This window comes from Amycolatopsis sp. NPDC039088, from assembly GCF_055598845.1.
Window position 1 is genome coordinate 65,498 of the sequence record NZ_JBVKAE010000010.1, and the last position, 25,494, is coordinate 90,991.

Annotated in this window: 19 protein-coding genes; 5 read left to right on the forward strand and 14 right to left on the reverse strand. The window is 69.0% G+C overall.

Going from position 1 to position 25,494, the window contains the following annotated elements:
* Positions 1-58: 58 nt before the first annotated feature.
* Positions 59-1,783 (forward strand): arginine--tRNA ligase, encoded by a 1,725-nt coding sequence (gene argS / locus ACZ7KI_RS15140; protein ID WP_470273722.1) that lies wholly within the window; start codon positions 59-61, stop codon positions 1,781-1,783.
* Here argS and ACZ7KI_RS15145 read toward each other — a convergent pair.
* Entirely contained in the window at positions 1,778-3,052 is a 1,275-nt protein-coding gene (locus ACZ7KI_RS15145) for an FAD-dependent oxidoreductase (RefSeq protein ID WP_470273723.1), read from the reverse strand. The genes argS and ACZ7KI_RS15145 overlap by 6 nt on opposite strands.
* An 89-nt stretch (positions 3,053-3,141) precedes the next feature.
* On the opposite strand from ACZ7KI_RS15145, the gene ACZ7KI_RS15150 reads away from it, so the two are divergent.
* A complete protein-coding gene (locus ACZ7KI_RS15150) occupies positions 3,142-3,783 on the forward strand; it encodes a TetR/AcrR family transcriptional regulator (protein WP_470273724.1) in 642 nt (213 codons plus the stop codon).
* A gap of 131 nt (positions 3,784-3,914) precedes the next feature.
* Here the strand turns inward: ACZ7KI_RS15150 and proB are convergent, their stop codons facing one another.
* The 5 genes from proB to ACZ7KI_RS15175 all read right to left on the reverse strand — a co-directional run bounded on the left by proB (position 3,915) and on the right by ACZ7KI_RS15175 (position 10,488).
* Positions 3,915-5,024 carry a glutamate 5-kinase gene (gene proB / locus ACZ7KI_RS15155; RefSeq protein ID WP_470273725.1) on the reverse strand — a complete coding sequence of 370 codons (1,110 nt, stop codon included), beginning with the start codon at positions 5,022-5,024 and terminating at the stop codon, positions 3,915-3,917.
* Entirely contained in the window at positions 5,021-6,478 is a 1,458-nt protein-coding gene (gene obgE, locus ACZ7KI_RS15160) for a GTPase ObgE (RefSeq protein WP_470273726.1), read from the reverse strand. Before obgE ends, proB begins: the two co-directional genes overlap by 4 nt.
* A 110-nt stretch (positions 6,479-6,588) precedes the next feature.
* On the reverse strand, positions 6,589-6,846 hold the full coding sequence (gene rpmA / locus ACZ7KI_RS15165) for a 50S ribosomal protein L27 (RefSeq protein ID WP_003067129.1): 258 nt from the start codon (positions 6,844-6,846) through the stop codon (positions 6,589-6,591).
* A 27-nt stretch (positions 6,847-6,873) separates the two neighbouring features.
* Positions 6,874-7,188: a 50S ribosomal protein L21 gene (rplU, locus tag ACZ7KI_RS15170; protein WP_005158538.1), complete on the reverse strand. Its 315-nt coding sequence runs from the start codon at positions 7,186-7,188 to the stop codon at positions 6,874-6,876.
* 165 nt (positions 7,189-7,353) lie between these two features.
* Positions 7,354-10,488 (reverse strand): translation initiation factor IF-2 N-terminal domain-containing protein, encoded by a 3,135-nt coding sequence (locus ACZ7KI_RS15175; protein WP_470273727.1) that lies wholly within the window; start codon positions 10,486-10,488, stop codon positions 7,354-7,356.
* 527 nt (positions 10,489-11,015) lie between these two features.
* On the opposite strand from ACZ7KI_RS15175, the gene ACZ7KI_RS15180 reads away from it, so the two are divergent.
* Positions 11,016-12,446: a S8 family peptidase gene (locus ACZ7KI_RS15180; RefSeq protein ID WP_470273728.1), complete on the forward strand. Its 1,431-nt coding sequence runs from the start codon at positions 11,016-11,018 to the stop codon at positions 12,444-12,446.
* Between the two features lie 35 nt (positions 12,447-12,481).
* Here ACZ7KI_RS15180 and ACZ7KI_RS15185 read toward each other — a convergent pair whose 3' ends face one another.
* The 3 genes from ACZ7KI_RS15185 to ACZ7KI_RS15195 form a co-directional block, all read right to left on the reverse strand.
* The gene (locus ACZ7KI_RS15185) at positions 12,482-13,249 is read right to left on the reverse strand and encodes an ABC transporter permease (RefSeq protein ID WP_470273867.1); all 768 of its coding nucleotides are present in this window, start codon (positions 13,247-13,249) and stop codon (positions 12,482-12,484) included.
* Positions 13,250-13,310: 61 nt separating this feature from the next.
* On the reverse strand, positions 13,311-14,126 hold the full coding sequence (locus ACZ7KI_RS15190; protein ID WP_470273729.1) for an ABC transporter permease: 816 nt from the start codon (positions 14,124-14,126) through the stop codon (positions 13,311-13,313).
* Positions 14,126-15,040, reverse strand: a complete 915-nt coding sequence (locus ACZ7KI_RS15195; RefSeq protein WP_465463851.1) for an ABC transporter ATP-binding protein — start codon at positions 15,038-15,040, stop codon at positions 14,126-14,128. Before ACZ7KI_RS15195 ends, ACZ7KI_RS15190 begins: the two co-directional genes overlap by 1 nt.
* 118 nt (positions 15,041-15,158) lie before the next feature.
* Between ACZ7KI_RS15195 and ACZ7KI_RS15200 the strand changes: the two genes are divergently transcribed.
* Positions 15,159-16,175 carry a M14 family zinc carboxypeptidase gene (locus ACZ7KI_RS15200; RefSeq protein WP_470273730.1) on the forward strand — a complete coding sequence of 339 codons (1,017 nt, stop codon included), beginning with the start codon at positions 15,159-15,161 and terminating at the stop codon, positions 16,173-16,175.
* A gap of 59 nt (positions 16,176-16,234) precedes the next feature.
* Here the strand turns inward: ACZ7KI_RS15200 and ACZ7KI_RS15205 are convergent, their stop codons facing one another.
* From ACZ7KI_RS15205 to ACZ7KI_RS15225, 5 genes are all read right to left on the reverse strand, one after another.
* On the reverse strand, positions 16,235-19,579 hold the full coding sequence (locus ACZ7KI_RS15205) for a phosphodiester glycosidase family protein (protein WP_470273868.1): 3,345 nt from the start codon (positions 19,577-19,579) through the stop codon (positions 16,235-16,237).
* 131 nt (positions 19,580-19,710) lie between these two features.
* Positions 19,711-20,454: a maleylpyruvate isomerase family mycothiol-dependent enzyme gene (locus ACZ7KI_RS15210; RefSeq protein ID WP_470273731.1), complete on the reverse strand. Its 744-nt coding sequence runs from the start codon at positions 20,452-20,454 to the stop codon at positions 19,711-19,713.
* Between the two features lie 56 nt (positions 20,455-20,510).
* Positions 20,511-20,921, reverse strand: a complete 411-nt coding sequence (gene ndk, locus ACZ7KI_RS15215; protein ID WP_037310703.1) for a nucleoside-diphosphate kinase — start codon at positions 20,919-20,921, stop codon at positions 20,511-20,513.
* A gap of 58 nt (positions 20,922-20,979) precedes the next feature.
* Complete coding sequence (locus ACZ7KI_RS15220) at positions 20,980-22,545, reverse strand: alkaline phosphatase D family protein (RefSeq protein WP_470273732.1); 1,566 nt, start codon at positions 22,543-22,545, stop codon at positions 20,980-20,982.
* Between the two features lie 71 nt (positions 22,546-22,616).
* Positions 22,617-23,639, reverse strand: coding sequence for a metallophosphoesterase family protein (locus tag ACZ7KI_RS15225; RefSeq protein WP_470273733.1), 1,023 nt, complete (start codon positions 23,637-23,639; stop codon positions 22,617-22,619).
* Between the two features lie 531 nt (positions 23,640-24,170).
* Here ACZ7KI_RS15225 and ACZ7KI_RS15230 point away from each other — a divergent pair.
* Positions 24,171-25,409 carry an HNH endonuclease signature motif containing protein gene (locus ACZ7KI_RS15230; protein ID WP_470273734.1) on the forward strand — a complete coding sequence of 413 codons (1,239 nt, stop codon included), beginning with the start codon at positions 24,171-24,173 and terminating at the stop codon, positions 25,407-25,409.
* The last annotated feature ends 85 nt before the right edge of the window (positions 25,410-25,494 follow it).

Here is a 25,494-nt window from a genome sequence, read left to right on the forward strand (position 1 = left end):
ACGACGTGGCGAGGTGGTTACTCTCGCGCTCCTACGACGAGCGCGAAGGAGGGACACCGTGTTGTTCGGCGATGTAAGCGAGGAATTGGCGCGACGCGTGGTGGAAGCCCTTCGCCACGTCAGCGACATGGAACCGTCGGCCGCCCTGGTGCGGGCCTCTTCGCGCAGTGGGGTCGACTACCAGTGCGATCTCGCGATGAGCCTGGGCAAACGGCTCGGGAAGCCGCCGAGGGAGATCGCCGCCGACATCGCGGCGCGGATCGACGTCGCCGACATCGCCGAGCCGCCGGAGATCGCGGGACCGGGTTTTCTCAACTTCACGCTGTGCACGTCCTGGCTGGAACACCGGACGTCCGCGCTCAACGACGACCCACGGCTGGGTGCCACGGTGACGGCGCGGCCACGGCGTATCGCGATCGACTACAGCAGCCCGAACGTGGTGAAGGAAATGCACGTCGGGCATCTCCGGCCCACCATCGTCGGCGACGCGATCGCGCGGCTGCTGCGGTTCGCGGGACACGACGTCATCGCACACAACCATCTCGGCGATTGGGGCACCCCGTTCGGCATGCTGATCGAGCACCTGCTCGACGAACGCCCGTCGGGTCCTTACACGATCGGTGATCTCAACGGTTTCTATCGCGCCGCCCGGTCGAAGTTCGAAACCGACGAGGGCTTCGCGACCCGGTCGCGGGAGCGGGTGGTGCTCCTTCAGGGCGGTGACGACGAGACCTTGTCGTTGTGGCGACATCTCGTCGACGAGTCGACAAGGCATTTCACTCAGGTCTACGAACTCCTCGGGATCGACCTGTCGAGTGAGGACGTCTACGGCGAGAGCTTCTACAACCCGTTCCTCGCCGCGGTCGTGGACGATCTGACCGCCGCCGGGCTCACCGAGATCAGCGATGGTGCCGTCTGCGTCTTCCCCGACGGCTTCCGTAACCGGGAAGGCGAGCCGCTGCCGCTCATCGTGCGCAAGCGGGACGGCGGCTACGGCTACGCGGCCACCGATCTCGCGACCGTGCGCTACTGGACGGGGCAACGCGGCGTCACCGACCTGCTTTACGTCGTCGGAGCGCCACAAGCACAGCACTTCGCGATGGTGTTCGCCGTCTGCCGGGCCGCCGGTTGGCTCGGCGAGGAACACCGGGCCGAGCACATCGGATTCGGCTCAGTGCTCGGTGAAGACGGCCGCGCCATGAAGACCAGGGCCGGCGAGTCGGTCCGCCTTTCCGACCTGCTCACCGAAGCCGTTTCCCACGCCGCCGAAGTGATCGACGGCCGGGGCGACCTCTCCCCCGAGGTCAGGGAAGAGGTCGCCGGTGCGATCGGGATCGGGGCGATCAAGTACGCCGACCTGTCCGGCGATCGCGAGCGTGACTACGTCTTCTCCTGGGAACGGATGCTCTCCAAGAACGGGAACACCTCGGTCTATCTGCAGTACGCCAATGCGCGGATCCGCTCAGTACTGGCGAAGGCGGACCAGGATCTCACCGGTGCGCGAATCACGCTCGGTCATCCCGCCGAGCGTGCCTTGGCTCTCGCCTTGGTCCGGTTCCCCGAAGCCGTCGGGTCGGCGACCGCGGGACATCTCCCCCACAAGCTGTGCACGTACCTCTACGAAACCGCGGTCGTGTTCTCGCGGTTCTACGAACGGTGCCCGGTGCTGGACGCGAAAGGGCCCGGCGTCCGCGACTCCCGGCTGCTGCTGGCCGAACTCACGTCGAAGACGCTGACGCTGGGCTTGTCCCTGCTCGGCATCTCCACCCCTGCCAGGCTATGAATCGCCGTGGTCGCTGAAGACCTTGCGCTTCAACGGGGGGACGGCCTGGAAGAAGCGGAACATCCCCCGCGCCATCGTGCGGCCCGTCCGGTTCTCCGACACGAACTGGCGGGCACTGCGCTCCGAGTCGCGCACCGCCGCGAAACCGTAGTCCCGCATCTGCTGCTCGTAGTCGGCGACCGCGGCATGCACGGCACCGGTCTGTTGTGCCGCGACGAGGTTGCGGCACAACAGCCGCGCGTCCCGGAGCGCGGTGTTCGCGCCGATGCCGCGAAACGGGGTCATGCTGTGGATCGCGTCCCCGAGCAGGGTGATGTTGCTCGTCGGCCATGGCTCGACGGGCTTCGACGTGAAGATCGGCAACCGGGACACCGATTCCGACGGCGAACCGGCGACCAGGTCCTTGAACGCGGGAGCCCAGCCGTCTACCAAGTCCAGCACGAGAGCCCGAAGGGCCTCACCGTCCAATGAGGACACGTCGTCCGGGTAGCGCCGGTTGTCGGCCGCGAACGCCCACATGACGTAGCTCGAAGTGTTGTCGAACAGGACGGGGTCGTACTCGGCGGTCTCGTCGTTGACCGACGAAGCGCCGTTGAGTTCGTGCGGCGCGCTGAACAGTCCTGCTCTCGCACGGGGCATCACCATGCTCGGCCCCTCGGTGAGCCGCGCGGGCAACCGTTTGCGGGCCTCCTCGGTCAGCGGGTGCTTACCCGCGATCGCGATGATCCCGGTGTCCACCCGGTCGGCGTGCGGCAGGAACTGCTTCCGCACCCGGGAGTTCGCCCCGTCCGCGCCGATCACCAGATCCGCCTCGATGGTGCTTCCGTCGGCGAACTCGCAGACGACCGATTCCCCGTTTCTCCGGTATCCGACGAACTCCTTGCCGTGATGAAGAACTCCGTCGAGCCCGTCCGACAGCACCTGGTGCAGGCTGATCCGGCTGACGGAATGGTGCTTCGACGCGGGGTCCGGGCTCCAGGTCAGCTCGCTGTCGATCACCATCAGATCCTTCAGCTGCTCGGTCACGAACGTGAACGGCCCGCTCGAGGTGCCGGTCGTGGCCAAGAACCGCGTCCACAGCTCCGACGGCAGGCATTCGTGCAGCGCCGCCGAACCGTGGGGGTTGATGTGGACGCGATAGCCCTGAAGCCGCTCGGTCCGGGTCCGGCTGCGCTCATAGACGGATACCTCGACACCGGCCTTGCGCAGCCCCTGTGCCAGGCAGAGCCCGCCCGTGCCGCCGCCGATGATCGCGATTCTCGTGGTCATGAGATCTCCTCTCTCCGTCCACCACTATCATCCACTTGGATGATAAAGTCAACTGAACGTTTGAAAGAGTCAGCGACTAAGATGAGCCCATGTCCGAAGCCGCCGCTCGAAGCCCCCGCCGCGCCCCCGTCGAACGCCAACGGGACCCCGAGCGCACCAAGGCGCAGCTCCTGGAGGCGGCGAAGGCCGAGTTCGGCGCGAAGGGGTACGCCGCGGCACGAGTCAGCGAGATCGCCGCGAAGGCGGGCGTGAACAAGCAGCTGATCTCGTACTACTTCGGCGGCAAAGAAGGGCTGTACAACGCTTTGACCGCGACGATGTACGACGACTACGTCGCGGTCTCCGACCACAGTCAGCCGTTCGCCGACGTGGTGCGGTTCTTCACCCAGTCAGGGGTGCGGGACCACGACCTCGCCAAACTGTTCCTGTGGGAGAACCTGACCGACGGGGCGCCCGACGCCATCGGCGTCGAAGGGCAGCGGGAGTTTCTTCAGCGGCAGGTCGAGTACGTCCGGGCACGCCAGGTCGCCGGCGACTTTCCCGCGGACCTCGACCCAGGATTCCTGCTGGTGATCTTCATGGCCGCCGCCAGTGCGGCACTGGCGCTCCCCCGCGTCGCGCGGGCGGTCACAGGCCAGGACCCTCACTCGGCCGAATTCGCGGAGGCCTACGGCGAACAACTGGCGCGGCTGGTCGGCCACCTCGCGACCGGTCGAGATCAGAAGGCGTGACCGGTCACCTTTGGCGTCAACCTAGGTTGATTTAGCCACCACATATAGCCCGTTGCCCGATCGCCTTGCCCCACATGCTGGGTTCGGCGATAGCAAAGGTCCCCCGCTCCCCCGGTGGGAAAGGTTGACATTCAGGGGCGCAGGGGAACGAGATCGTCGGCATGGACGACCTCGCGCCGCTGTTCGGCGGGCAGGTCGTGGCTGGAGCGACCGATGAGGTCGGGGAGTTCGCCGGCGTCGAAGGCGACGACACCCCGGGCCACGGTGCGTTGCCGGAGGTCCACCAGGTCGACGACGTCGCCCGCTTGGAAGTCGCCGTCGATGCCGGTGATCCCGGCGGCGAGCAGGGAGCGGCGGCGCCGGACGACGGCCGCGACGGCACCGTCGTCGAGGTGCAGTTTCCCGGACGCGCCCGCGGCGTAACCCAGCCAGAAGCGGCGGGCCGACAGGCGGGAGTCCGCGGCGGCGAAGGCCGTGCCCACCTCGGCGGTGGTGAGGGCGCGTGCGGCTTCGGAGGCGGCGGCGAGCAGGACCGGGATGCCCGCACCGGCGGCCGTACGGGCCGCGGCGAGCTTCGAGACCATGCCACCGGTACCGAGCCCGGAGCTCGACATGCCGACCGTGATGCCGTCCACATCGGACTCGTCGGCGACCTCGGCGATCTTGCGCGTGGCGCCGTCACGGGGATCCCCGTCGTACAGACCGTCCACATCGGACAGCAGAATGAGCCCGTCGGCGCCGATCAGGTGAGCCACGAGGGCGGCGAGCCGGTCGTTGTCGCCGAAGCGGATCTCTTCGGTGGCCACGGTGTCGTTCTCGTTGACCACAGGAACCGCGCCGAGTGCCAGCAGGCGGGTGAACGTGTTCTGCGCGTTGCGGTAGTGCGAACGACGCACGACGTCGTCCGAAGTCAGCAGAACCTGGCCCACGGTCAGGGAAAACCGGCCGAACGACTCGGCGTAGGCGTGGGCCAGCGCGAGTTGCCCCACGCTGGCGGCGGCCTGCTGGGTGGCGAGGTCACGAGGGCGCTTGCCGAGCGCGAGCGGTGCGAGTCCCGCGCCGATCGCCCCCGAGGAGACCAGCACGATCTGCGTACCACGGGAGACCCGCTCGGCGATCGCGTCGACCAGCGCGTCCAGCCTGGCCACGTCGAGACCGTCACCGGCGGTGGTCAACGCGGAGGAACCGACCTTGACGACCACCCGTTTCGCGGCGGCCAGCACCTCACGGGTCGAGCTCACTCGTCGTCCATCTCGTCTTCGACACCGTCCGGGCCGTCACGACGGACGCGGCGGGCTTCCTTGCGCTCGGCGGCGCCGATCCGGTTGTTGTTCTCCAGCCGCACATCCGTGCCGCGGCCCGACATGTGCACCGCGACCCCGGCCGGGGTCGACGGCTCCCATTCGAACTGGACGTCGCCGATGGTGACCGGGCTGCCGGGCACGGCGCCCTTCTTGGCCAGTGCCTCTTCGACACCGAGGCGCTGCAAGCGGTCCGCGAGGTAGCCGACGGCCTCGTCGTTGCCGAAGCTGGTCTGGCGGATCCACCGTTCCGGACGGACGCCGCGCACGATGAAGGCGCCTTCCTCGTCCGGGTCGTGCTCGACGGTGAAGCCCGCGTCGTTGACGGCCATCGGCCGCAGCACGACCTTCTCCGGCTCGGGTTCCGGCTGTTCGGCGCGGTACTTCTCGACCACGGCGGCGAGCGCGTAAGTCAGTTCCTTCAGGCCCTGCCGCGTCGCCGTGGAGATCTCGAACACGCTGAGCCCGCGGGCCTCCAGCTCCGGGCGCACGAACTCGGCGAGTTCGGCGGCGTCCGGGACGTCGATCTTGTTGAGCACCACGACGCGCGGCCGGTCGGCGAGGTCACCGCCGAGACTCGGGGTGTAGCGGGCGAGTTCCTCTTCGAGGGCGTCCATATCGGACACCGGGTCGCGGCCGGGTTCGAAGGTGGCGCAGTCGATGACGTGCACCAGTACCGCGCACCGCTCGATGTGGCGGAGGAAGTCGAGGCCGAGGCCCTTGCCTTCGCTCGCGCCGGGGATCAGGCCGGGGACGTCGGCCATGGTGAACACGGTCGATCCGGCGGTGATCACGCCCAGGTTCGGCACCAGGGTGGTGAACGGGTAGTCGGCGATCTTCGGCTTGGCCGCGGACAGCACCGAGATCAGCGACGACTTGCCCGCGGACGGGAAGCCGAGCAGTCCGACGTCGGCGACGGACCGGAGTTCCAGGACGAGGTCGCGGCTCTCCCCCGGCTCGCCCAGCAACGCGAATCCGGGCGCCTTGCGGGCGTTGGAGGCCAGCGACGCGTTGCCGAGACCACCGCGGCCACCCTGAGCGGCGACGAAGGTGGTGCCTGGGCCGACCAGGTCGGCCAGGATCTCGCCGCCCTCGGTCATCACGACGGTGCCGGACGGGACGCGCAGTTCCAGCGTTTCCCCTGCCGCTCCGGCGCGGTTGCCGCCCTGGCCCATCTTGCCGTTGCCGGCGCGGGCGTTGGGGCGGAAGTGGAAGTCGAGCAGGGTGTGGACGTTCGGGTCGACGATCAGCAGTACGTCGCCGCCGTTGCCACCGTTGCCGCCGTCCGGCCCGCCGAGGGGTTTGAACTTCTCGCGGTGCACCGAGGCGCAGCCGTTCCCACCGTCGCCGGCGGTCAGATGGATCACCGCGCGGTCCACGAAACGGGACGCCATGACTTGCCTCTATTCACTCGCGAAAGACAGGGTTATACAAAACAAACGAGGGGTGGGCCCGGATATTCCGGCCCCACCCCTCGTCAGAGGTTCTTGCTCGAAGCCGAAAATCAGGCTTCGGACGGCACGATGTTGACCGTCTTGCGGCCACGCTTCTCGCCGAACTGGACCGCACCGGCGGCCAGCGCGAACAGCGTGTCGTCGCCGCCACGGCCGACGTTCACGCCGGGGTGGAACTTGGTGCCACGCTGGCGGATGAGGATCTCGCCGGCGTTGACTTCCTGGCCGCCGTAACGCTTGACGCCCAGCCGCTGCGCGTTCGAATCGCGACCGTTGCGGGAGCTGGACGCACCCTTCTTGTGAGCCATCGCTCAGCCTCTCCCTGAAGATCCGAATTACTTGCTGATGCCGGTGACCTCGACGCGGGTCAGCTTCTGCCGGTGACCCTGCCGCTTGTGGTAGCCGGTCTTGTTCTTGAACTTGTGGATCCGGATCTTCGGACCCTTGGTCTGCTCGACGACCTTGCCGGTGACCGAGACCTTCGCCAGTGCGTCGGCGTCCGTGGTGACGTCGCCACCGTCCACAAAGAGGACTGCGGGGAAGGTGTGCTCGGTACCGGGCTCGCCTTCGAGCTTCTCGACCTCGACGACGTCGCCGACGGCCACCTTGTACTGCTTGCCGCCAGTCTTGACGATCGCGTACGCCGACACGGAAGTCTCCTGCTTACTCGACAACGGGTGGGGGCTTGCGTGACCGGCCCGCCGGATTTCTCTCGGCGGTCCAAGGTCTGCGCAAGGTGCCCGCTCTAGGTGCGGGCCGTTCTACAGGTTACGGGGGGCTCCCCGGTGCGATCACACCGGGGTGCCCCTAGGTGTTCACTGGCTGTTTTCGGACGCCTTGACCGGGGGGCCCGCGGGCCGTGAGGCGGCCCGGCGCGGACGACGGCGGGTGGTGCGGCCGGCCGGGGCCGGGACGTCCACCTCGGGTCCGGTCTCCTCCTGGGTCACCGGAACCTCGGGAGCCTCGGGCTCAGGGCCCGATTCCCCGACGACGGCGATCTCTTCTTCGCGCACGGCCGGAGCCTCGTCGTCCGAAGTCGTCACCGGTTCACCGGCGAGTTCGGTGGCGGGGGCCTCGGCGACCGGCTCGGAAACCGGCTCAGCCGCGGCCTCGGCCGCCTGTTCGACGGTCGCGTCGGCGACGGCGTCCGTGTTCTCTTTCACCGGCTCAGCGGCCTTCTCAGCCGCCTGCGGCGCGTGCCCGTTGAGCGCGGCGCCCTCGACGTTCTCGGTGACCTCGTGCGGGTGCTCACCCTTGGCCGCCTTGGCGGCATTGGCGACGGCCTGGACCGCCGAAACCACCGATTCGCGGTGGCCGGAGCTCGGCGGGACCTCGGCCTTGGCGGCCGCGGGCTCGTTCTGCCCCTGGTCTTCACCCTTGCCGCGGCCACGGGACCGGCGGGAGCCCTGCTCCTTGTTGCCACCTCCGCCTCCGCCACCGCCAGTGGCAGCGCTGTGGCCGTTGCCGGCACCGGCGAGGCGCTGCGGCTCGGTCGAGACGACCACGCCGCGGCCCTTGCAGTGCTCACACGGCGTCGAGAACGCCTCGAGCAGTCCGGTGCCGATCTTCTTGCGGGTCATCTGCACCAGACCGAGCGAGGTGACCTCGGCGACCTGGTGGCGGGTGCGGTCGCGGCCGAGGCATTCGGTCAGGCGGCGCAGGACCAGCTCACGGTTGGATTCGAGCACCATGTCGATGAAGTCGATGACGATGATGCCGCCGATGTCCCGGAGCCGGAGCTGGCGGACGATCTCTTCCGCCGACTCCAGGTTGTTCCTGGTCACCGTCTCCTCGAGGTTTCCACCCGAACCGGTGAACTTGCCGGTGTTGACGTCGATGACCGTCATCGCTTCGGTGCGGTCGATGACCAGGTAACCGCCCGAGGGCAGCCAGACCTTGCGGTCCAGCGCCTTGGTGATCTGCTCGTCGATCCGGTGGTCGGCGAAGGCCGAACCGGTGCCCGTGTACCGCTTGACGCGGTCGGCGAGATCCGGCGCAACGTGCTGGACGTAGTCGTAGATGGTGTTCCAGGCCTTGTCGCCCTGGATCTCCAGCTTGGCGAAGTCCTCGGTGAACAGGTCACGCACGACCTTGACCAGCAGGTCCGGCTCTTCGTAGAGCATGACCGGGGCGCTGTTCTTCTTGCCGCCGTTGCTCGCTTCGGCCTTCTCCTTGATGACGTCCCACTGCGCCTTGAGGCGGCGGACGTCGCGGTCCAGCTCCTCCTCGGCGATGCCCTCGGAGGCGGTGCGGATGATCACACCGGCGTCTTCGGGGACGATGCGCTTGAGGATGTCCTTCAGGCGGCGACGCTCGTTCTCCGGCAGCTTCCGGGAGATACCGGTGGCGCCGCCCGCGGGCACGTACACCAGGAAACGGCCCGGCAGCGAGATCTGCGTGGTCAGCCGGGCGCCCTTGTGCCCGACCGGGTCCTTGGTGACCTGGACCAGCACGGAGTCGCCGGTGGAGAGCGCCTGCTCGATCTTGCGGGCCTTGCCCTCGAGACCGGCGGCGTCCCAGTCGACCTCACCGGCGTAGAGCACGGCGTTGCGGCCGCGGCCGATGTCGATGAAGGCGGCCTCCATCGAGGGCAGCACGTTCTGCACGCGGCCGAGGTAGACGTTGCCGACGATCGAGCCGGTGCCCGACGAGGTCACGAAGTGCTCGCACAGGACACCGTCCTCGAGCACACCGATCTGCGTGGAGTCGCCCTTCTCGGCGACGACCATGGTGCGCTCGACCGACTCGCGGCGAGCGAGGAACTCGGCCTCGGACAGGATCGGCGCGCGACGGCGGCCTGCTTCACGGCCGTCCCGGCGGCGCTGGCGCTTGGCCTCGAGCCGGGTCGAGCCGCGCACGCTCCGGACCTCGTCCCTGGCGGGACGCTCGGTCTCGGCGGCCTTGGCCTGACGCACGTGGACGACCGTGTTGGGCGGATCGTCGGGGGTGGTCTCGGCGGTGTCGTCGCCATCCCCGCCCTTGCGACGGCGGCGGCGACGGCGGCGCTTGCTGCCGTTGTCGGAATCGCCGTCGTTGTCCGAATCGGACTCGGTTGAGTCAGACGCGGCGGACGCCTCTTCCGCTGTCTCGGACTCGACCTCTTCGGCCTCGGTGTCCTTGACGTCCTTGTCCGTCTTGTCGGCACGGTCCTTGCCACGCGGCTGACGGCCGCGCGGGGTCTCGGACTGCTCTTCGTCGTTCTCGGAGTCGGCCGAGTTCTCGTCGCCGCCCTTGCCACGGCCACGCCCGCGACGCCCGCGACGGCGGCGGCGACGGCTGTTGGCGTCGTCACCGTCCTCGTCGGCACCGTCCTGGCGATCGGCCTGCTCGGTCTGCGTCTCGTCCTCGTCGGAGGAGATCTCTTCGGTCTCGGTGAAGGACGGCTCCGGACGGCGGGCGGGCTTGGCCGCGACCGGCTCCGGCGGGAGGAAGATCGGCGACGGCGCCGCGAAGACCGGGACGTGCACGGCGGCCCTCGACGGCCGGGTCGTCCGCTGCGGCGGCTCCGGGGTCACCGGGGCGGCCAGCGCGGGCGGAACCCGCCGGGAGGAGGCCTCGGCCTGCGGAGCGGGCTCAGCCTCAGCCTCGGCCTCAGGGGCCTTGACCTCGGGCTTCGTCTCCACCTCGGGCTCGGGTGCGACCGGGGCCTCGGCGACGGGGCTCTCGACAACAGGAGCCTCGGCGGCCGGGGCCGCTTCGGCGGTCTCGGGCTCGTCTCCGCCGGTGAGGGCTTCGGCGAGCTTGATGGCCACATCGCGGGTGACGCTGGACTGCGCGCTACGAACGGTCTCGCCGAGCTCACCGAGCTTGGCCATCAGTTCACGGCTGTTCGATCCCAGGAGCTTCGCCAGGGCGTGCACCCGGATCCGGGGAGGCAGTTCGGCCAGCTGGCCTGCGATGGGTGTGGCGGTATTCCCGCCGGTGACGGCGGGTGTGTCCGCGTTCGACATATATCTCCTCCGCCCCCGGGCGCGTCGGCTGGCTCACACCGGCTCGACGCGGCCGCGCAGGGGCCCCTTTCTGTTCGTTCCGCCGTGGTGGTCACCAGCAGCGGGAATCCTTGCCCGGACCGCGACGGCGCCGGGTTGTCCGGGCGCCGTATACGGCTGAAGGTCTGCTCGGCGGAGCGCTGGCCACGTTCGCGACATCGGGCCGCCCGCCACGTCGTCGAGCCGCCTCGGAAGGCGGCGACGCGTGTGGAGGATGTGCAGCACACCACCGGGCCACGAGACCGCGAGCGCCACCTCTCACGTGTGCCCGTCGGCCAGCGGCCACCGCGAGTATCCCACACACCGGCCCCACTCCGGTGTACTCGGTGCCACAGGCCTGACTTCCGGGCGCGCCGCGACCACCGGCCGGGCGAACTTCGCGAGAGAGCTTGTCGACCCGGCCGAGGGTGGCTAGCGTGCGGCTCGGGAGTGCCGAAGCCCAGGCCCAGGCGATCCCCGTAGTCCCTTGTTCTCCGGTGGGAGGTCGCGTGTCCCTGCTGGGGCGGTCCCTGCGAGCGGCCGTCTGCGCCTTGGTGGTGCTCTGCGGTTCGGTCGCCGCCGCCACGACGGCCGTAGCGGAGTCATCCTGTCATCCCGTCGGCCGGGCGCTGCGTTACGTCGTCGCCTTCGACCGAGGCACCTCCGAAGCCGAGGCCAAGGCGGCCGTCACCGGCGCCTGCGGCAGCCAGACGATCTACTATCCGCAGATCGCGGTGGCCGTCGCGACCTCGGCCGACCGTGACTTCGCGGAGCTGGTCCGGCCGGCCGCGGCGTTCAGCGCGCAGGCGGAACGGCTGGCGGTGCAGCGGGCGAACGGCACGCCGTCGGCCAGGTCGACGCCCGCGCGCACCGAACTCGAACCGACCGATCCGGCGAAGGTGCCCAAGGCCGACCGCACCGACGAGCAGTGGAACATGCGCGCGATCGGCGCCGACAAGGCCCACGCGGTCGAGCGGGGCAGCAAAGACGTCGTCGTCGGCGTCCTCGACTCCGGGATCGACCCCGCCCACCCCGAACTGACGGCCGCACTCGACCCCGACAGGTCCGCGGGCTGCCTGACCGGCGCCCCCGACCGGAACTGGGCCGCGACGACCTCGGCGCACGGCACCCATGTCGCGGGCATCATCGCCGCGGCCGACGACGGCAAAGGCGTCACCGGGGTGGCGCCCGGGGTGCGGATCGCCTCGGTGAAGGTGATCGACGACCGCGGGTACGCCGACCCCGAGGCCGCCGTCTGCGGACTCATGTGGGCCGCGTCACAGGGTATGAAGGTGACGAACAGCAGCTACTTCGTCGAGCCGTGGTCGCTGTCGTGCGCCCACGACGACGAACGGGGCGTGGTGAACGAGGTCATGGCGCGTGCGGTCGAGTACGCGACCTCGGCGGGCACGCTCAACGTCGCCGCGGCGACCAACGAGGCCGTCGGGCTGGTGCCGTCACCCCGCTCGGGTGTCCAGGTGCCGACCGACGGCTGCCAGGCGCTGCCCGCCGGCCTGCGAGACGTCGTCGCGGTGTCGTCCGTGAGCGCGGAGCGGGTCAAGGCGGGTTACAGCTCGTACGGGCTGGGCGTGATCGACCTGACCGCTCCGGGCGGCGAGGCCGGACAGTGCGTCCTTTCGACCGTTCCCGGCGGGTACGCGCCGTTGTGCGGGACGTCGATGGCGGCGCCGCATGTCGCCGGTGTCGCGGCACTGCTCGCTTCGGAACACCCTGGCTACAGCGCCCGCCAGCTGAAGCGGACGCTGGACGCGCAGGCGACGCCGATCGCTTGCCCCGCCGACTACGACCTGACCGGTGACGGCTCGCAGGACGCGTACTGCACCGGGTACGCGGGGTTCAACGGCTTCTACGGGCACGGGATGGTCGACGCGCTGGCCGCGGTGGCGCCGAGGACGAGCGGTTCGTCTTCGGCCCGGTGAGTTCCCGCGTTTAGTCCTCTAAATGCGGTTGGGGGTCAGCGCAGCAGCAGCTTCCCGAAGCGCCGCGACGCCCCGTAGATCCCGGCCGCCGCCAACGCCACCAGGTACAGCACGTTCCCGACCATGCTCCACGACAGCACGCCGATCGAGAGCCCGCGCATCAGCTCGATCCCGTGGTACAGCGGGAAGATCCGCACGATCCACTGGATCGCCTCCGGGTAGACCGAAAGCGGGTAGAACGTCGTGGAGAACAGGAACAGCGGCATCAGCACGAGGTTGATGTAGTCGAACTGCGAAACCGACCGCAGGAAGGTCACCAGCACGATGCCGATGGCCGAGAACGCCATGGCGATCAGGAGTGCCGCCGGGATCATCAGCACGGCCCACCACGACCCGGGCAGCCCCATCGCGGTCATCACGCCGAGGAAGGTCATCGAGTAGATCCCGCCGCGCAGCACCGACCAGCCGACCTCGCCGAGCGCGATGTCCAGCGGCCCGATCGGGGTGGCGAGCATGGCGTCGTACAGCTTCGCGTACTTCAGCTTGAAGAACAGGTTGTACGTCGAGTCGAGGATCGCGCCGTTCATCGCCGACGCCGCGAGCAGACCGGGCGCGACGAAGGCGACGTAACTCATCACCTGGCCGCCGGGCCCGACGACCTCGCCGACCAGCTTGCCGAAGCCGAGCTGGAAGGCCATCAGGTAGAACAGCGGCTCGAAGGCGCCGGACACGAACAGCATCCAGACGTGCGAGTAGGTCAGGAAGGTGCGTTCCAGCACCGCCTTCGACCGGCCGCTGTACATCGACGGCGGCAGGACGCGCAGCAGCACCCCGCGCCGCGGGGCTTCGACGAGAACAGCCACTTCAGACCACCAGCCGTCGGTAGAAGTACTTGTGCGCCAGCGCCCAGCCCGCCCCGGCCAGTACGACCAGGAAGGCGAGGTGCCCCAGCGTGGCGAGCGGGCCGACGGTGCCGAGGCTGACCGCCCTGGCGGCCTCGTTGCCGTGCCACAGCGGGGAAAGCCAGGCGATCCACATCAGCGGGGTCGGCAGTTCGGCGATCGGGAAGAACGTGCCGGAGAACAACGTCATCGGGATGAGGATGAACCGGAACACCAGGCCGAACCGGGAGCCCTCGTCGTAGGTGGTCGCGGCCAGCGCCATCACCGGGGTGCCGCAGGCGAGACCGGTGAGCGTCCCGATCAGGATGACCGCGAGCACGCCGAAGCTCGTCCACGAACCGAACAGCGCGGCGATGACGGCGTAGATCGCCCCGGCCAGTGTCAGCCGGATCCCGACCCAGATGATCTGGCTGCCGAGCACCTGCCCCGGCGTGATCGGCGACGCGGTGACGGCCACGTAGCTCTGCTGCCATTTGAACCCGGACAGCACCGGGTAGCTGGACTCCCCCACCGCCAGCTGCGCCGCGCCGGCGACGAGCAGCGCGGGCGCGACGTACTCGAGGTAGGAGAACCCGCCTGTCGCGGCACCGGCCCGCACCTGCGAACCGAACCCGAGGCCCATCGCGGCCAGGAACATCACCGGCTGCAGGCCCGTCGAATACAACGTGGACAGCCAATACCGGCGGTACCACATCCAGTACCCCTCGACCCGTAGCCAGGCGCCGAGCCAGGTCGACACCACACGGCCCGTCGAGGCCTTCGTCCGCGCTGTGGTCATCAGTCCACCAGCGTCCGGCCGGTGAGGCGGAGGAAGACGTCCTCCAGCGAACTGCGGCGGACCAGGCTCGACAGCGGCCGCAGCCCACGCGCGTGTGCCTGTTCGAGGGTGGCCTCGCCGGTCATCGTGTACAGCAGGACACGATCCGGGAGCACCTCGACGCGTTCGGCGAGGCCCTCGATCCGCTTCGCGGCCGCCTCCTGTTCGCCGTTCGGGAAGCGCAGCTCGACGACCTCGCGGGTGGAGTACCGGCTGATCAGGTCCGCGGGCGAGCCTTCGGCGGCGATCCGGCCGTTGTCCATCACGACCAGCCTGTCGCAGAGCTGCTCCGCTTCGTCCATGTAGTGCGTGGTGATGATCAGCGTGGTCCCGCCCGCCTTGAGCCGGAACAGCCTGTCCCACAACAGATGCCTCGCCTGCGGATCCAGCCCCGTCGTCGGCTCGTCGAGCAGGAGCAGCTCCGGGTCGTTGACCAGGGACCGCGCGATGGTCAGCCGCCGCTTCATCCCGCCGGAGAGCGAATCGACCTCCGCGTTCGCCCGGTCGGTGAGCTGGGCGAACTCCATCAGCTCCTCGGCCTTGCTCCGCACATGCGCACGCGAAAGCCCGAAGTAGCGGCCGTAGATCTGCAGGTTCTGGCGCACGGTGAGCTCGGTGTCCAGGTTGTCCTGCTGCGGCACCACCCCGAGCCTGGCCCGGATCTTCGGCCCCTCGATATCCGGATCCATCCCGAGAACGCGCAGGTCACCGTCGCTGCGGGGCGACACGCTCGCGATCATCCGCATGGTGGAGGACTTGCCGGCGCCGTTGGGCCCGAGGAAGCCGAACGCCTCCCCCGGGCGGACGTCCACGTCGATCCCGCGCACGGCCTCGAAATCGCCGAAGCGCTTGACCAACGCCTTCGCCTGCACCATCGCCGGTTCGTGCTCTGAGTCACCCACGAGGAAGACCCTAGGACCTGCCACCGACAAAATTCGACCGGTTTATCCGCACCCTTGTTGGACGCTCCCCGCTCGTCGATACTCACCGACCATGAGTCTCAAGCCCAAAATCGCCTTGTTGTCCGTTTTTGTCACCGCCGGGCTCTTGGTGGCTCCCGCCGCCCAAGCAGCCGAGACCACTGTGGACGGTCGGACCGTCGACCCGCGTCCCTCCACCGCCAAGCTGGCCTTCGAACTGCACAAACTGGCGCTGCTCAGTCACGGCAAGATCCGGGTGAGCGAGATCGGCCGCAGCAACGAGGGCCGTCCGGTGTGGGCGGCCAGGGTCGGCCACGGCAAGACGCGTATCCAGTACGTCACCCAGCAGCACGGCGACGAGCCGCTCGGCACCCCGGCCGCGCTCGAGTTCCTGCGCAAGGTCGGCGTCGGGCACAGCGCGTGGGCTCAGAAGCTGCTCGCGAAGGTGACCGTCGACATCGTCGTGCGCGCCAACCCCGACGGGCACGAGCACGACTGGCGCTACAACTACGACCCGAAGGCCACTCCCGAGTACGGCGAGAAGGGCAAGGGCTACGACATCAACCGGTACCACGACCCGGCCGTCGCGCCGGAGGACAACCCGGCCACCGAGGCGGGACTGATCCAGCGGCGGAACGCGGCGTTCAAGCCGGACATCATGGTCGACTACCACATGCAGGGCCGCTACCAGGACGCGAACGGCAGGGAGATCACCGCCTCCACGCTGTGGCCGACGAATCCGGGCGTGAAACCGTCCGATGTGGACTTCGCGAAGCAGATCGCGGTCGTGGTGCAGCGGTCGATCGACGGTAACGGCGGCTACGTCTCGCAATACCCGGGCGGTGACTATCAGGGCATCGCGCGCAACGGGTACGGCCTGCTCGGCAACGGCAGTGTGCTGATCGAACTGAGCCTCATCCCGGAGCGTGAACAGGCGCAAATCCAGGACGCGCTGGCCTCGATGCTCGCGATCGCACAGGCCGCGGCCGACGGTTCGGTGCGGAAGGTGGACCCGGCCGACGCCGAGGCGATCCCGCCTCGGGGTCCGGCGCTTCCGGGTACGGTCGAAGAAGAGGGCGAAGCCGCCTGACGCGTGCCATGAAAGGTCCTTTCCTTGCAAATTTCGCAAGGAAAGGACCTTTCATGGCGCTAGCGGACGGTGACCGACAAGCTCCGCGTGACCCCGTTGACGGTGACCGAAAGGCTCGCCGTCCCGGGCCGTAGCGCGGTCAGAACCCCGGTCGCCGGGTCGAACGACGCGACGTCCCACGGCATCGCGGGCCGGAACCCCTCGGCGACGTGGGTGCCCCAGCCGCCCTTCCAGTCCGCGCTGACCGGATACGACACCGGCACCTGACGGGTTCCCTGCGTCACCACCGCCCGGACGTCCGCCTTCTCCCCGCCGGCCAGCGACGAGGGCCCGGAAAGCGTGAGCGCGTCGACGTTCGGCCGCGTCTCGAACCGCACCGGCTGCGTCTTGTCCCCCGGTTCGAATCGGACCATCGTCCAGCCGACGAATCCGCCGTCACCGGGCGCGGCCGCGGGCGACTTCCCGGAGTTTCCGTTCACCAGATACGGCACGCCGTCCACCCTCGACAGGCTGAACACGCCCGCGTGCGAAGCGATCGCGGCCGCCTGCTTTCCCGACTCGCGCTCGAACGTTGTCAGCCAGCCGGTCAGCATCGCGGCTTCCTTGCGGTCGGCCAGTTGCGAATTCCCGGCGAGACCCGGGTCTTTGACCGGGTGGTGCATCGCGACGGCGACCCCGCGGATCCCCCTGTCGGTCTTCGCACCGTCCAGCGCCTCGCGCAGCATCCGGATCTGGTCGAACCCGCCCGCGCGGAGGGAACCGCGGGAAGAGTCCAGCAGTACCAGGCGGATCCCGGCGACGTCGACGACGCGGTGGGTCTGCCCGAACGCCGCCTGGAACTCGGTGAGCCCGTGCCCGCCGTCGGCTTCGTGGTTGCCGGGGACGTAGTACCAGGCTGCCTTGCCGACCAGTTCCGCGTCGATGATCGAGCGGGCCAGCGCGAAATCGGCGGCCGTGCCGCGGTCGACGAAGTCACCGTTGATCAGCACGAGATCCGGTTTCGCCGCCACCGCCTCGCGCAGCGCGCGCCGGGCCTGGGCGACCAGCGGGCCGTCCGGGGCGTCGGCGGTGAACTGGGCGTCGCTGACCACGGCGATCCGCAGGCCGCCGGTCGCGGTGCCGTCGGTGATCAGCGCCGGGTCACGCGGCGCCGGATCGGCCGGGACACTCGCCGCGGGCGCGACCTCGAAGGTGAGGTCGTCGAAGACCAGCCGTCCTTCGTACTGCTGGTCCGGGACGTTCTCGACGGCGTAGAACTTCGTCAGCCGCTGCCCGTCGGGAAGGCCCGCCGGGACCGCCGCCTTGACGTAACGCCAGCCCGTCCAGTCCACACTCAGCGACAGGTCCACCAGGGACGGAACGTTGGCGGCGTCGCGGAGTTCCGCCCGCAGCCAGGCACCCTTCGCGTCGCCGTTGACCCACAGCCCGATCCGCTGGGCGCCGGGCGGCAGCGCGATCGGCGCCGCCGAATTGACGTAGGCCGCGCGCGTGGCGTTGGTCCCGTTCAGCCGGTAGTCCAGCGCCAGTCCCCGTCCGCCCTCACGGCCGGGCGCCTCGGAAAGCGCGGCGCCGACGACGGCGGGGAACACGCTCGCCGTCCAGCCCGCTGGACCGTCCAAAGCCGCCACCACCCGGGATTCCGTGCCGACGGACGCCGCCAGATGCGTCGACTTCCCACCGGCGGTGGCCGTGATCGCCGAAGCGCCCGATGCCTTCAACGCGGTGACCGCGAACCCGTCACCCGACGGCTCGATCCGCACCACCGCGGGGTCGTAGTCGAGTTTGACGTCGTCGGGCTCGATCCAGGTGCCGTAGCCGTCGGCGTCGTAGCCATAGACCTTGAACGTGCTCCGCGCGCCCTCCCCCGACAACGCGACCTGCTCGGTGCTGGTGCCCAGCCGGACGGGCGAACCGAGCACGTTCAGCGTCGTCTTGCCCACGACGCCACCACGCTTCGCGTAGACCTCGACGTTCGCGGGCGCGTCCGGCCGGAGCCGGTCGGCGTGCGCCGTGAAGACGCCGTCGGTCACGGTGCCGCGGAAGGGATTCGTGCTGATCCAGCGGGCTTCGCCGTCGACGGCGGCGCCGGTCTCGTCGTGACCTCCGGCGACGAGTTTCCGCGTCAGCCCGGAAAGCACGCGGGTCGCGTCGGCGGTGTCCTGCGCGGGACGGGGCGAAAACCCGGTCAGCCGCCCGCTGCCGGGCACCGTGGCGACGCCGATACCGTTGGGCACCAGGCGTTCCCCGCCGTCCGACGGCGAATTGCGCACCAGCGGCGCTTTCTCGCCTTCCTCACGGGCGAGCAGGGTCGAAGATCCACCGCCGTCGAGGTTGATGGCGTCGTCCGCACCGAGCGACTTCAGATGGCGGGCGAGTTCCAGTTCCGTCATGCCGCGACTGTCGGCCTGGCGGCCGTCGACCGTGGCGAGCCACATTTTCGTGCCGTCGGCGGAGAACCCGACCGCGGTCCGGGGGTGCATGGCGACGTTGTCGACCGGCTGGATCGCGCCGTCACGCACCAGGACGACGTTGCCGCCGACCGAGACGGACAGCTTGCCCGCGTCGCTCTTCGGCGCGTAGGCGACACCCGCGCGGTCGCCGATCTTCAAGCCGGACAACGTGTCCACGCCGCCGTCACGGGCGAGCAGGACGGTGGCGCCCGCGGCGATCGGACCGTCCGCGGGCTGCGGACGCACCTGCGTGACGACACCGTCGGAGACCTCGACCTCGATGACGCGCTGGGCTCCGGTGACCGACGTCCGTCGCGAAGACGCGCCCCACAGCGGCGTGTAGACGCCGATCGCGTCTCCGCTCAGCACCGGGCTGTTGAAGTTCGACGCGGGGACGACGCGGCCATCGGGCAAGGTGACGGACGCGTCGAGGAAAACCTCCGCGAGCCGCGCTTTGCCTTCCTCGGTGATCGACGCGGTCAGATTGTGCCCGCGCGCGGGCGCCGTCTGGAGTTTCCCGGCGTCGATGCCGACGCCGATCGGCGCGCCGCTGGCGTTGATGTCGAAGAAGTCGCCGTTCACCCCGGCGACCGCGCCGCTCCTGGCGACCTGCTGCGAGAGCGGTGTCCGCGCGGAAACCGTGCCAGGGCTGAGATAAGTCGGCTTGAGCGTCTTGCTGGTGAGGTCCACGGCGAGGGTGTCGCCGCGGATCCAGCCCGCCGGGTCGTACCGGTCGAACTCGGTGAGACTCAGCCCCGGCGCAACGCGTGAGGTCGCACTGGTGGTGACGAGACCGTCGTCGGGCGCGGCCACGGCGTACGCGGACGGGCCCTCCTTCGCCGAGGACGCCGCCGGGGCGGCTTCGACGGGTGCCGGACCGAGCGGAGCGGCCAGCGGATCGGCGTGCGACGGCGCGGCGAGCAGTGATCCGGGCAGCAGCAGGGCAGCGAGCAGCAACAGGCGTGATTTTCTCACGAAATACCCCACGATCGAGTGAGAGTCGGCTCAGCTCAGCACAGCGGACGCGAGCCGCCAGGAGAAGACCCGGAGGTGAACGTGAACCGAACGGCGTAGGGCGCCGAAGATCAGGGCGTGAAAGGGCCGGCGAGGAAGGTCTCGGCCGCCGCGACGTCGCCGGTGATCTTCAGCCCGGATTCCGCGAGGGCGACCCGTTGCCACAGCACCAGGTCCAGTCCTTCGGCAGGTCCCTCGACGACGGCTTCCGCGGTCTCGGCGGGATCGGCCGTTCGCGAACCGGGAACGTCGTTTTCGCCCGGCGGTGTGATCAACCAGGCGTGTCCGGTGTCGGATGTCTTCAGCAGCACCGGAACAGTGACCGCGGGCGGGGTGTGCCAGCGCTTCACCTTCGGCAGCATGCCGAGGAGGACCTCGTCCGCGCCGTCGGCGGCGACGGACGGGTCGAGGGTGTACCCGGTTCCGGCCGCGCGGTGCGCGTCGAGCAGGTGGACCGCGGTCTCGTGGACCTGTCGGCGGAACCAGAAGGCCTTGGTCTTGGCCGCGGCGGTGAAATTCCAGGCGCCGTCTTCCGGCGTGGCCTCGAGCAGGGCCTCGATCAGACCGTCCGCGGACGCGCGATACCAGGCGGCGAGATCCTCGTCCGGTTCGGTTTCGAAGGCCTGCGAGGAGGGTTCACCGGTGCGCACGATCCCGGCCGCCCAGCGGTGGACGTTGCCGAGGTGGACGACGAGATCACGCAGCTTCCAGTCACCGCAGCACGGCACGGTCGCCGCGGGGTTTCCGGTGCGCGCGACCTCCGCGAAACCGGCGGTGAGTTCCCGCAGCCGTGCCAGGTACTCGTCCGGTGTCATCGACAAACCCCCAGATCCGTGGGTGGCACGGTCTTCCCGCGCCACCCACGAGTGTGTCAGACCTCGGGGAACCAGAGCTTGAGCTCGCGCTCGGCCGACTCCGGGGAGTCCGAGCCGTGCACCAGGTTGTACTGGGTCTCCAGCGCGAAGTCGCCGCGCAGGGTGCCCGGGGTGGCCTTCTCGACCGGGTCGGTGCCACCGGCGAGCTGACGGAAGGCGGCGATGGCACGCGGCCCCTCGACGGCGATCGCGACCAGCGGGCCCGAGGTGATGAACTCGAGGAGATCGCCGAAGAACGGGCGCTCCTTGTGCTCGGCGTAGTGCTCCTCGGCGACCGAGCGCTCCACGGTGCGCAGTTCGAGGGCGGCGAGCTTCAGGCCCTTGCGCTCGATGCGCGAGATGACCTCGCCGACGAGGCCGCGCGCGACGCCATCGGGCTTGACGAGGACCAGCGTGCGTTCAGTCACGACGGTATTTCTCCTTGGGTGGGTTTCGTGCTATTCGCGGGGAGCTTATCCGCCCGGGTCACCGGCGTTGCGGCTGCAGGGTCTTCGACCACAGCGAAGCACCGGTCGCGTCGCGCAGATCGACCGTGAGCGCACCGCTCGCGCCGTCGATGTTCACCTCGCCGAAGTGCTGGAACCCGTCCGCGGGCGACGTGTTCGCGGCGGGCGGGGCGTGCACGAAGACGGCCTCCGGTCCGAAGGTCGGGTCGAGCGTGTTCGGGCCGAACGCGCCCGCGTTCAGCGGGCCGGAGACGAACTCCCAGAACGGGTCGAAGCCGGTGAACGAAGCGCGATCCGGCGAGTAGTGATGCGCCGCGGTGTAGTGCACGTCTGCGGTCAACCAGACGACGTTGCGCACCTTGCGCCGCGAGATCTCCCGCAGTACCCAGGCGAGTTCGGTCTCGCGGCCGCCGGGTGCGCCGGGCAGGCCGTTCGCGACGCCCTCGATACCTTTGCCGTCCGGGACGGTCAGGCCGATCGGGAGGTCGGCCTGGACGATCTTCCAGGTGGCCGTGCTGCGGTCGAGCGCGTCGACGAGCCACCGCGCCTGACGGTCGCCGAGGATCCGGCCGGGCTTGGTCTGGTCGGCGGTGTTGGCGTCCTTGTAGGTCCGCATGTCCAGGACGAAGACCTCGGCGCGGGAACCGTGGCGGAAGTTGCGGTAGACCCGGCCGTCGACCGCCTGGCGCCGATCGATCGGATGCCATTCGTGGAACGCCTGGAACGCGCGGGCGGCGAGCACGTCGACCCGCTTCTCGGTGTATTCGGGACGGTCGTTGAGGATTTCGCCCGGGTACCAGTTGTTCACGACTTCGTGGTCGTCCCACTGGACGTAGGCGGGCACGTTCGCGGTGAACCGCTTGAGGTTGTCGTCGAGGAGGTTGTAGGCGAACTGACCGCGGTACTCGTCGAGCGTCTCGGCGACCTTCGACTTCTCCGGGGTGACGATGTTGCGCCACACGCGGCCACCGGGCAGCGCGACGGTCTCGGTGAGCGGCGCGTCGGCGTACACCGTGTCGCCGCAGTGCAGGAACAGGTCCGGACGACGGTCGGCCATCGCGCGGTAGATCGTCATCCCGCCGCATTCGGGGTTGATACCCCAGTTCTGCCCGGCGACGTCACCGGACCACAGCAGGCGGACGTCCGAGCGGCCGACCGGCGCGGTGGCGAAGCGGCCGGTGACGGGCTCGCTGCACGTCCGTCCGTCGAGGGCTTCGGCGGTCACGCGGTAGTGGACCTCGGTCCCCGGCGCAAGCCCGGCGACACGGACCTTGCCGGTGCCGCCGGTCTCCGGGCTCATCACCGGCCCGCGCACACGGCGCGTGTGACGGAACGAAGGATCCCTGGAGACCTCGACGATCAGCCGCGAAGGGCGATCGGCGCGAGACCAGACGATGCCGGATCCGGTGGTGATGTCGCCGGACTGGACGCCGTGGGTGAGCAGCGGACGGTCACCGCGGATGAGCGCGGCGCTCGTGGGCGCGGCGGAGGCCGTCGCGGGGAGAAGTAGCCCGCCCGCGACGGCCCCGGCGCCGGTGAGACCGGCTTTGAGCAGCGCGCGACGGTTGTGGTGGGTTGCGGTCATGGCGCGGTTCTATCCCGCGGCGACGGCCGGCGGGCCAACGGCGGTTTGCGCGGCGATGAACGAGTGGGCGGTCAGAGGCTGTCCCGCAGCGGCACGGTGATCTGCTTGAGCCAGGTCCCGGTGGTGAAGTCGCGTGCCTTGATCACCACGGCGCGGTGGTACACCTCGATCTGGAGGCCCTGGTTGAAGCTGCCGCCCAGTGATTTCTCGCCGCCCTTGCCGTCGTCCACCCAGCCGGTTTGCACGGCGCCGGTGTTGACCACGGTGAAGCCTTCGAGGTTGCCGCTGCCCGGAACGACCCGGCGCGTCACCCAGTCGGAGAGGTTGAGATCCCAATGGGTGTGCCCGGAGAACAGGAACACGTCGCGGTATTTGCCGAGCACCGCGAGCAGCCTGTCGGCCTGGAGGTAGTCGCCGAGGTAGAGCTTGTTGCGGGTGCCGGACACGGTATTCGGCAAGGGGTGGTGGGTCAGCACCATCACCGGCTTGCGCCACCGGTCCCAGTAGGCCAGGCGCTGTTCCAGCCAGGCGAACTGCCGGTCGCTGAGCCACACCTCGTCCCACAGCTTCGGGTCGTGGTACTTGGCGTAGCGCTCGGTGCCGAGGCACAACACCGGGACGCCGCCGAACGAGGTCTCCGAATAGACCGTGTTGCGCCCGGCGAAGTTGTAGAAACTACGGAACAGCGAATCCTCGGTGGTGCCGTTGGGCCAGGTCTCCTGCGCGAGCGTGTCCGGGTCCCGCCACTTCGGCACGTAGAACTCGTGATTGCCGATGGCCCAGGCCACGTTCCCCGGATGCGGATGCTTGTCCAGCACCGACCGCACCTGGGCGTACTCGAAGTCGTAGCCGCGCGGCGTGATGTCCCCCGCCACACCGAGACCGGCGCCGCGCGGGTTGGTGGTCTCGATGTCGTCCAGTGCCTTGCCGAAATCGGCGAGGTCGCCCTGGATGTCGCTGATGATGTTGAACCGCACGGCCGGGCCGAGCGGGCCACGGCCCGGAGTGGCCTCCGCCGGGCGGCTCAGCGCGGTTGTCGCGGCTGTCGCGGCCACCGCGCCACCCGTGGCCAGCATGAACGACCTGCGATCCATCGAATACCCACATTCAGTCAAACCGATATCAACTGGTCAAAGGTAGGATGTTTAAGGTGATCAGGGGTGACGTCGCGTGAGCCGGGGGGTGTACGCGTGGGGAATTTCCGGCTTTGGTCGCGGTGTTTGCGGACTTGCCGAGTCCACTGTGGGCGATTGAGCCGAGGAGGTCGACCTTCACGGCTTCCCCCCTTTCCTTGCGTCTAGCGCAATGAAGGGGGCCTTCAGGTACTTCACGCGAGCACTCACGACCCCATTCAGGAGCGCGCAGGCGCACATCAATCGAGCGCCAAGTGGCCAGAAAGTGTCCCTTGTGGACAGTCGCGGACGCGTTCAGCCTCACCTGGAAGCCCCTTACTGGCCAACCAGTCCGCGAAGGCCTCCTTCGCTACCTTCAGGGCAAGTAAGGGGACCTTCGCGACAGCAGTCACCCAATAGCATTACTAAAGGAATGCGAAGTGCGTTCATCACATCTTCGAGTACGGCCTTTTTGCGGTCGAATACCTGTTCGATCAATGGTATTATGGCGAGGTGTCCAGTAGACGAACCCTCGAACCGCCACAGGAGTTGTGGCGTGCCGGTGCGCGAGAGCTCGCGCACGGCGTGGTCGAGCGAATGTCGCTGGCACGACAAGCTTTGGCGGAGGTCGGGCAGTTCCTGGTGGAGATCGAAGCCCGGGGCCCGATGGAACTCTTCGGGCACGGCTCGACCGCGGGCTGGTTCGCCGAGACCGCCCGTATCAGCCCCAAAGAAGCACGCGACACCGTGACTCGGGCGCTGGCGGTGAACGAAGGCCGGAATCTGGACGGCACCCCCGCTCCCGCTTTCGCTCCGATCGCCGGGGCCGCCGCGGCCGAGGGCGAACTCGGCCACCAGCAACTGGACCCGATTCTGGCGATCCTGAAGAAGATCCCGGCCGAAGTGCCCATCGAGGACAGGTCTGATGGGGAACGGATCCTCGTGAACCTGGCCCTCCACGCCGGTCCTCAGGAGATCGTCAACGCCGGCGCGGAACTCCTCGCCCACTTGGATCCCGATGGGAACGAGCCGAAGGACGAGGACCTGAAGCCACCTTCGCGTGAGGTGTATCTGCGCAAACGTGACGACGGCTGGTGGCGGCTCAACGGCCTGCTGGACCCCGAATTCGGCGCCAGGGCCAATGCGCTGTTCGAGACCTGGGGACAACGAAGACCCGTCGACGAGGACGGCGACCACGACCTCCGTACCCCTGCCGAACGCCACGGCGACGCCCTGTTCGACGCCATCCACTACGCGATGACCAACGACAAAGCCCCTACCCTGTCCGGCGACCGGACCACCGTCGTGGTCACCATCCCGCTGGAGACCCTCACTTCAGGACTGGGTTCCGCCTGTGTGGACGAGGTTTCTCAGATCACCGCACGCCACGCGCGGATGCTGGCCTGCGACGCGAAGATCATCCCCGCCGTCCTCGGGTCCGAGAGCGAACCGCTCGACATCGGCCGCGCCGCCCGCACCGTCACACCCGGACAACGCCGGGCACTGAACCTCCGCGACCACGGCTGCGCCTTCCCTGGCTGCCACCGACGACCCAAACACTGCGAAGCCCACCACATCTTGCCGTGGGGCCGACTCGGCGACACCGACCTGAACAACCTGTGCCTGCTCTGCCGCTACCACCACATGGTCATCCACGGCCACTCCGGCTGGAAAGTCCGCATGGCCACCGATGGCCGGCCCGAATTCATCCCGCCACAGTATTTGGACCCGCTACAAAAGCCTCGCCGCTGAACCCGGGAAGCCCGCCACCATCACCGGCGACGGGCTCCTCGGCATGCCCGCAGCACGACACACGGCTCGCGACCTTCGGCTGAGC

Coding starts and splice junctions, on each gene's coding strand:
- ACZ7KI_RS15145 (WP_470273723.1), bottom strand. CDS start 3,052: ATGACCACGAGAATCGCGATCATCGGCGGCGGCACGGGCGGGCTCTGC.
- ACZ7KI_RS15150 (WP_470273724.1), top strand. CDS start 3,142: ATGTCCGAAGCCGCCGCTCGAAGCCCCCGCCGCGCCCCCGTCGAACGC.
- obgE (WP_470273726.1), bottom strand. CDS start 6,478: ATGGCGTCCCGTTTCGTGGACCGCGCGGTGATCCATCTGACCGCCGGC.
- rpmA (WP_003067129.1), bottom strand. CDS start 6,846: ATGGCTCACAAGAAGGGTGCGTCCAGCTCCCGCAACGGTCGCGATTCG.
- ACZ7KI_RS15175 (WP_470273727.1), bottom strand. CDS start 10,488: ATGTCGAACGCGGACACACCCGCCGTCACCGGCGGGAATACCGCCACA.
- ACZ7KI_RS15185 (WP_470273867.1), bottom strand. CDS start 13,249: ATGTACAGCGGCCGGTCGAAGGCGGTGCTGGAACGCACCTTCCTGACC.
- ACZ7KI_RS15190 (WP_470273729.1), bottom strand. CDS start 14,126: ATGACCACAGCGCGGACGAAGGCCTCGACGGGCCGTGTGGTGTCGACC.
- ACZ7KI_RS15195 (WP_465463851.1), bottom strand. CDS start 15,040: ATGGTGCAGGCGAAGGCGTTGGTCAAGCGCTTCGGCGATTTCGAGGCC.
- ACZ7KI_RS15200 (WP_470273730.1), top strand. CDS start 15,159: ATGAGTCTCAAGCCCAAAATCGCCTTGTTGTCCGTTTTTGTCACCGCC.
- ACZ7KI_RS15210 (WP_470273731.1), bottom strand. CDS start 20,454: ATGACACCGGACGAGTACCTGGCACGGCTGCGGGAACTCACCGCCGGT.
- ACZ7KI_RS15220 (WP_470273732.1), bottom strand. CDS start 22,545: ATGACCGCAACCCACCACAACCGTCGCGCGCTGCTCAAAGCCGGTCTC.
- ACZ7KI_RS15225 (WP_470273733.1), bottom strand. CDS start 23,639: ATGGATCGCAGGTCGTTCATGCTGGCCACGGGTGGCGCGGTGGCCGCG.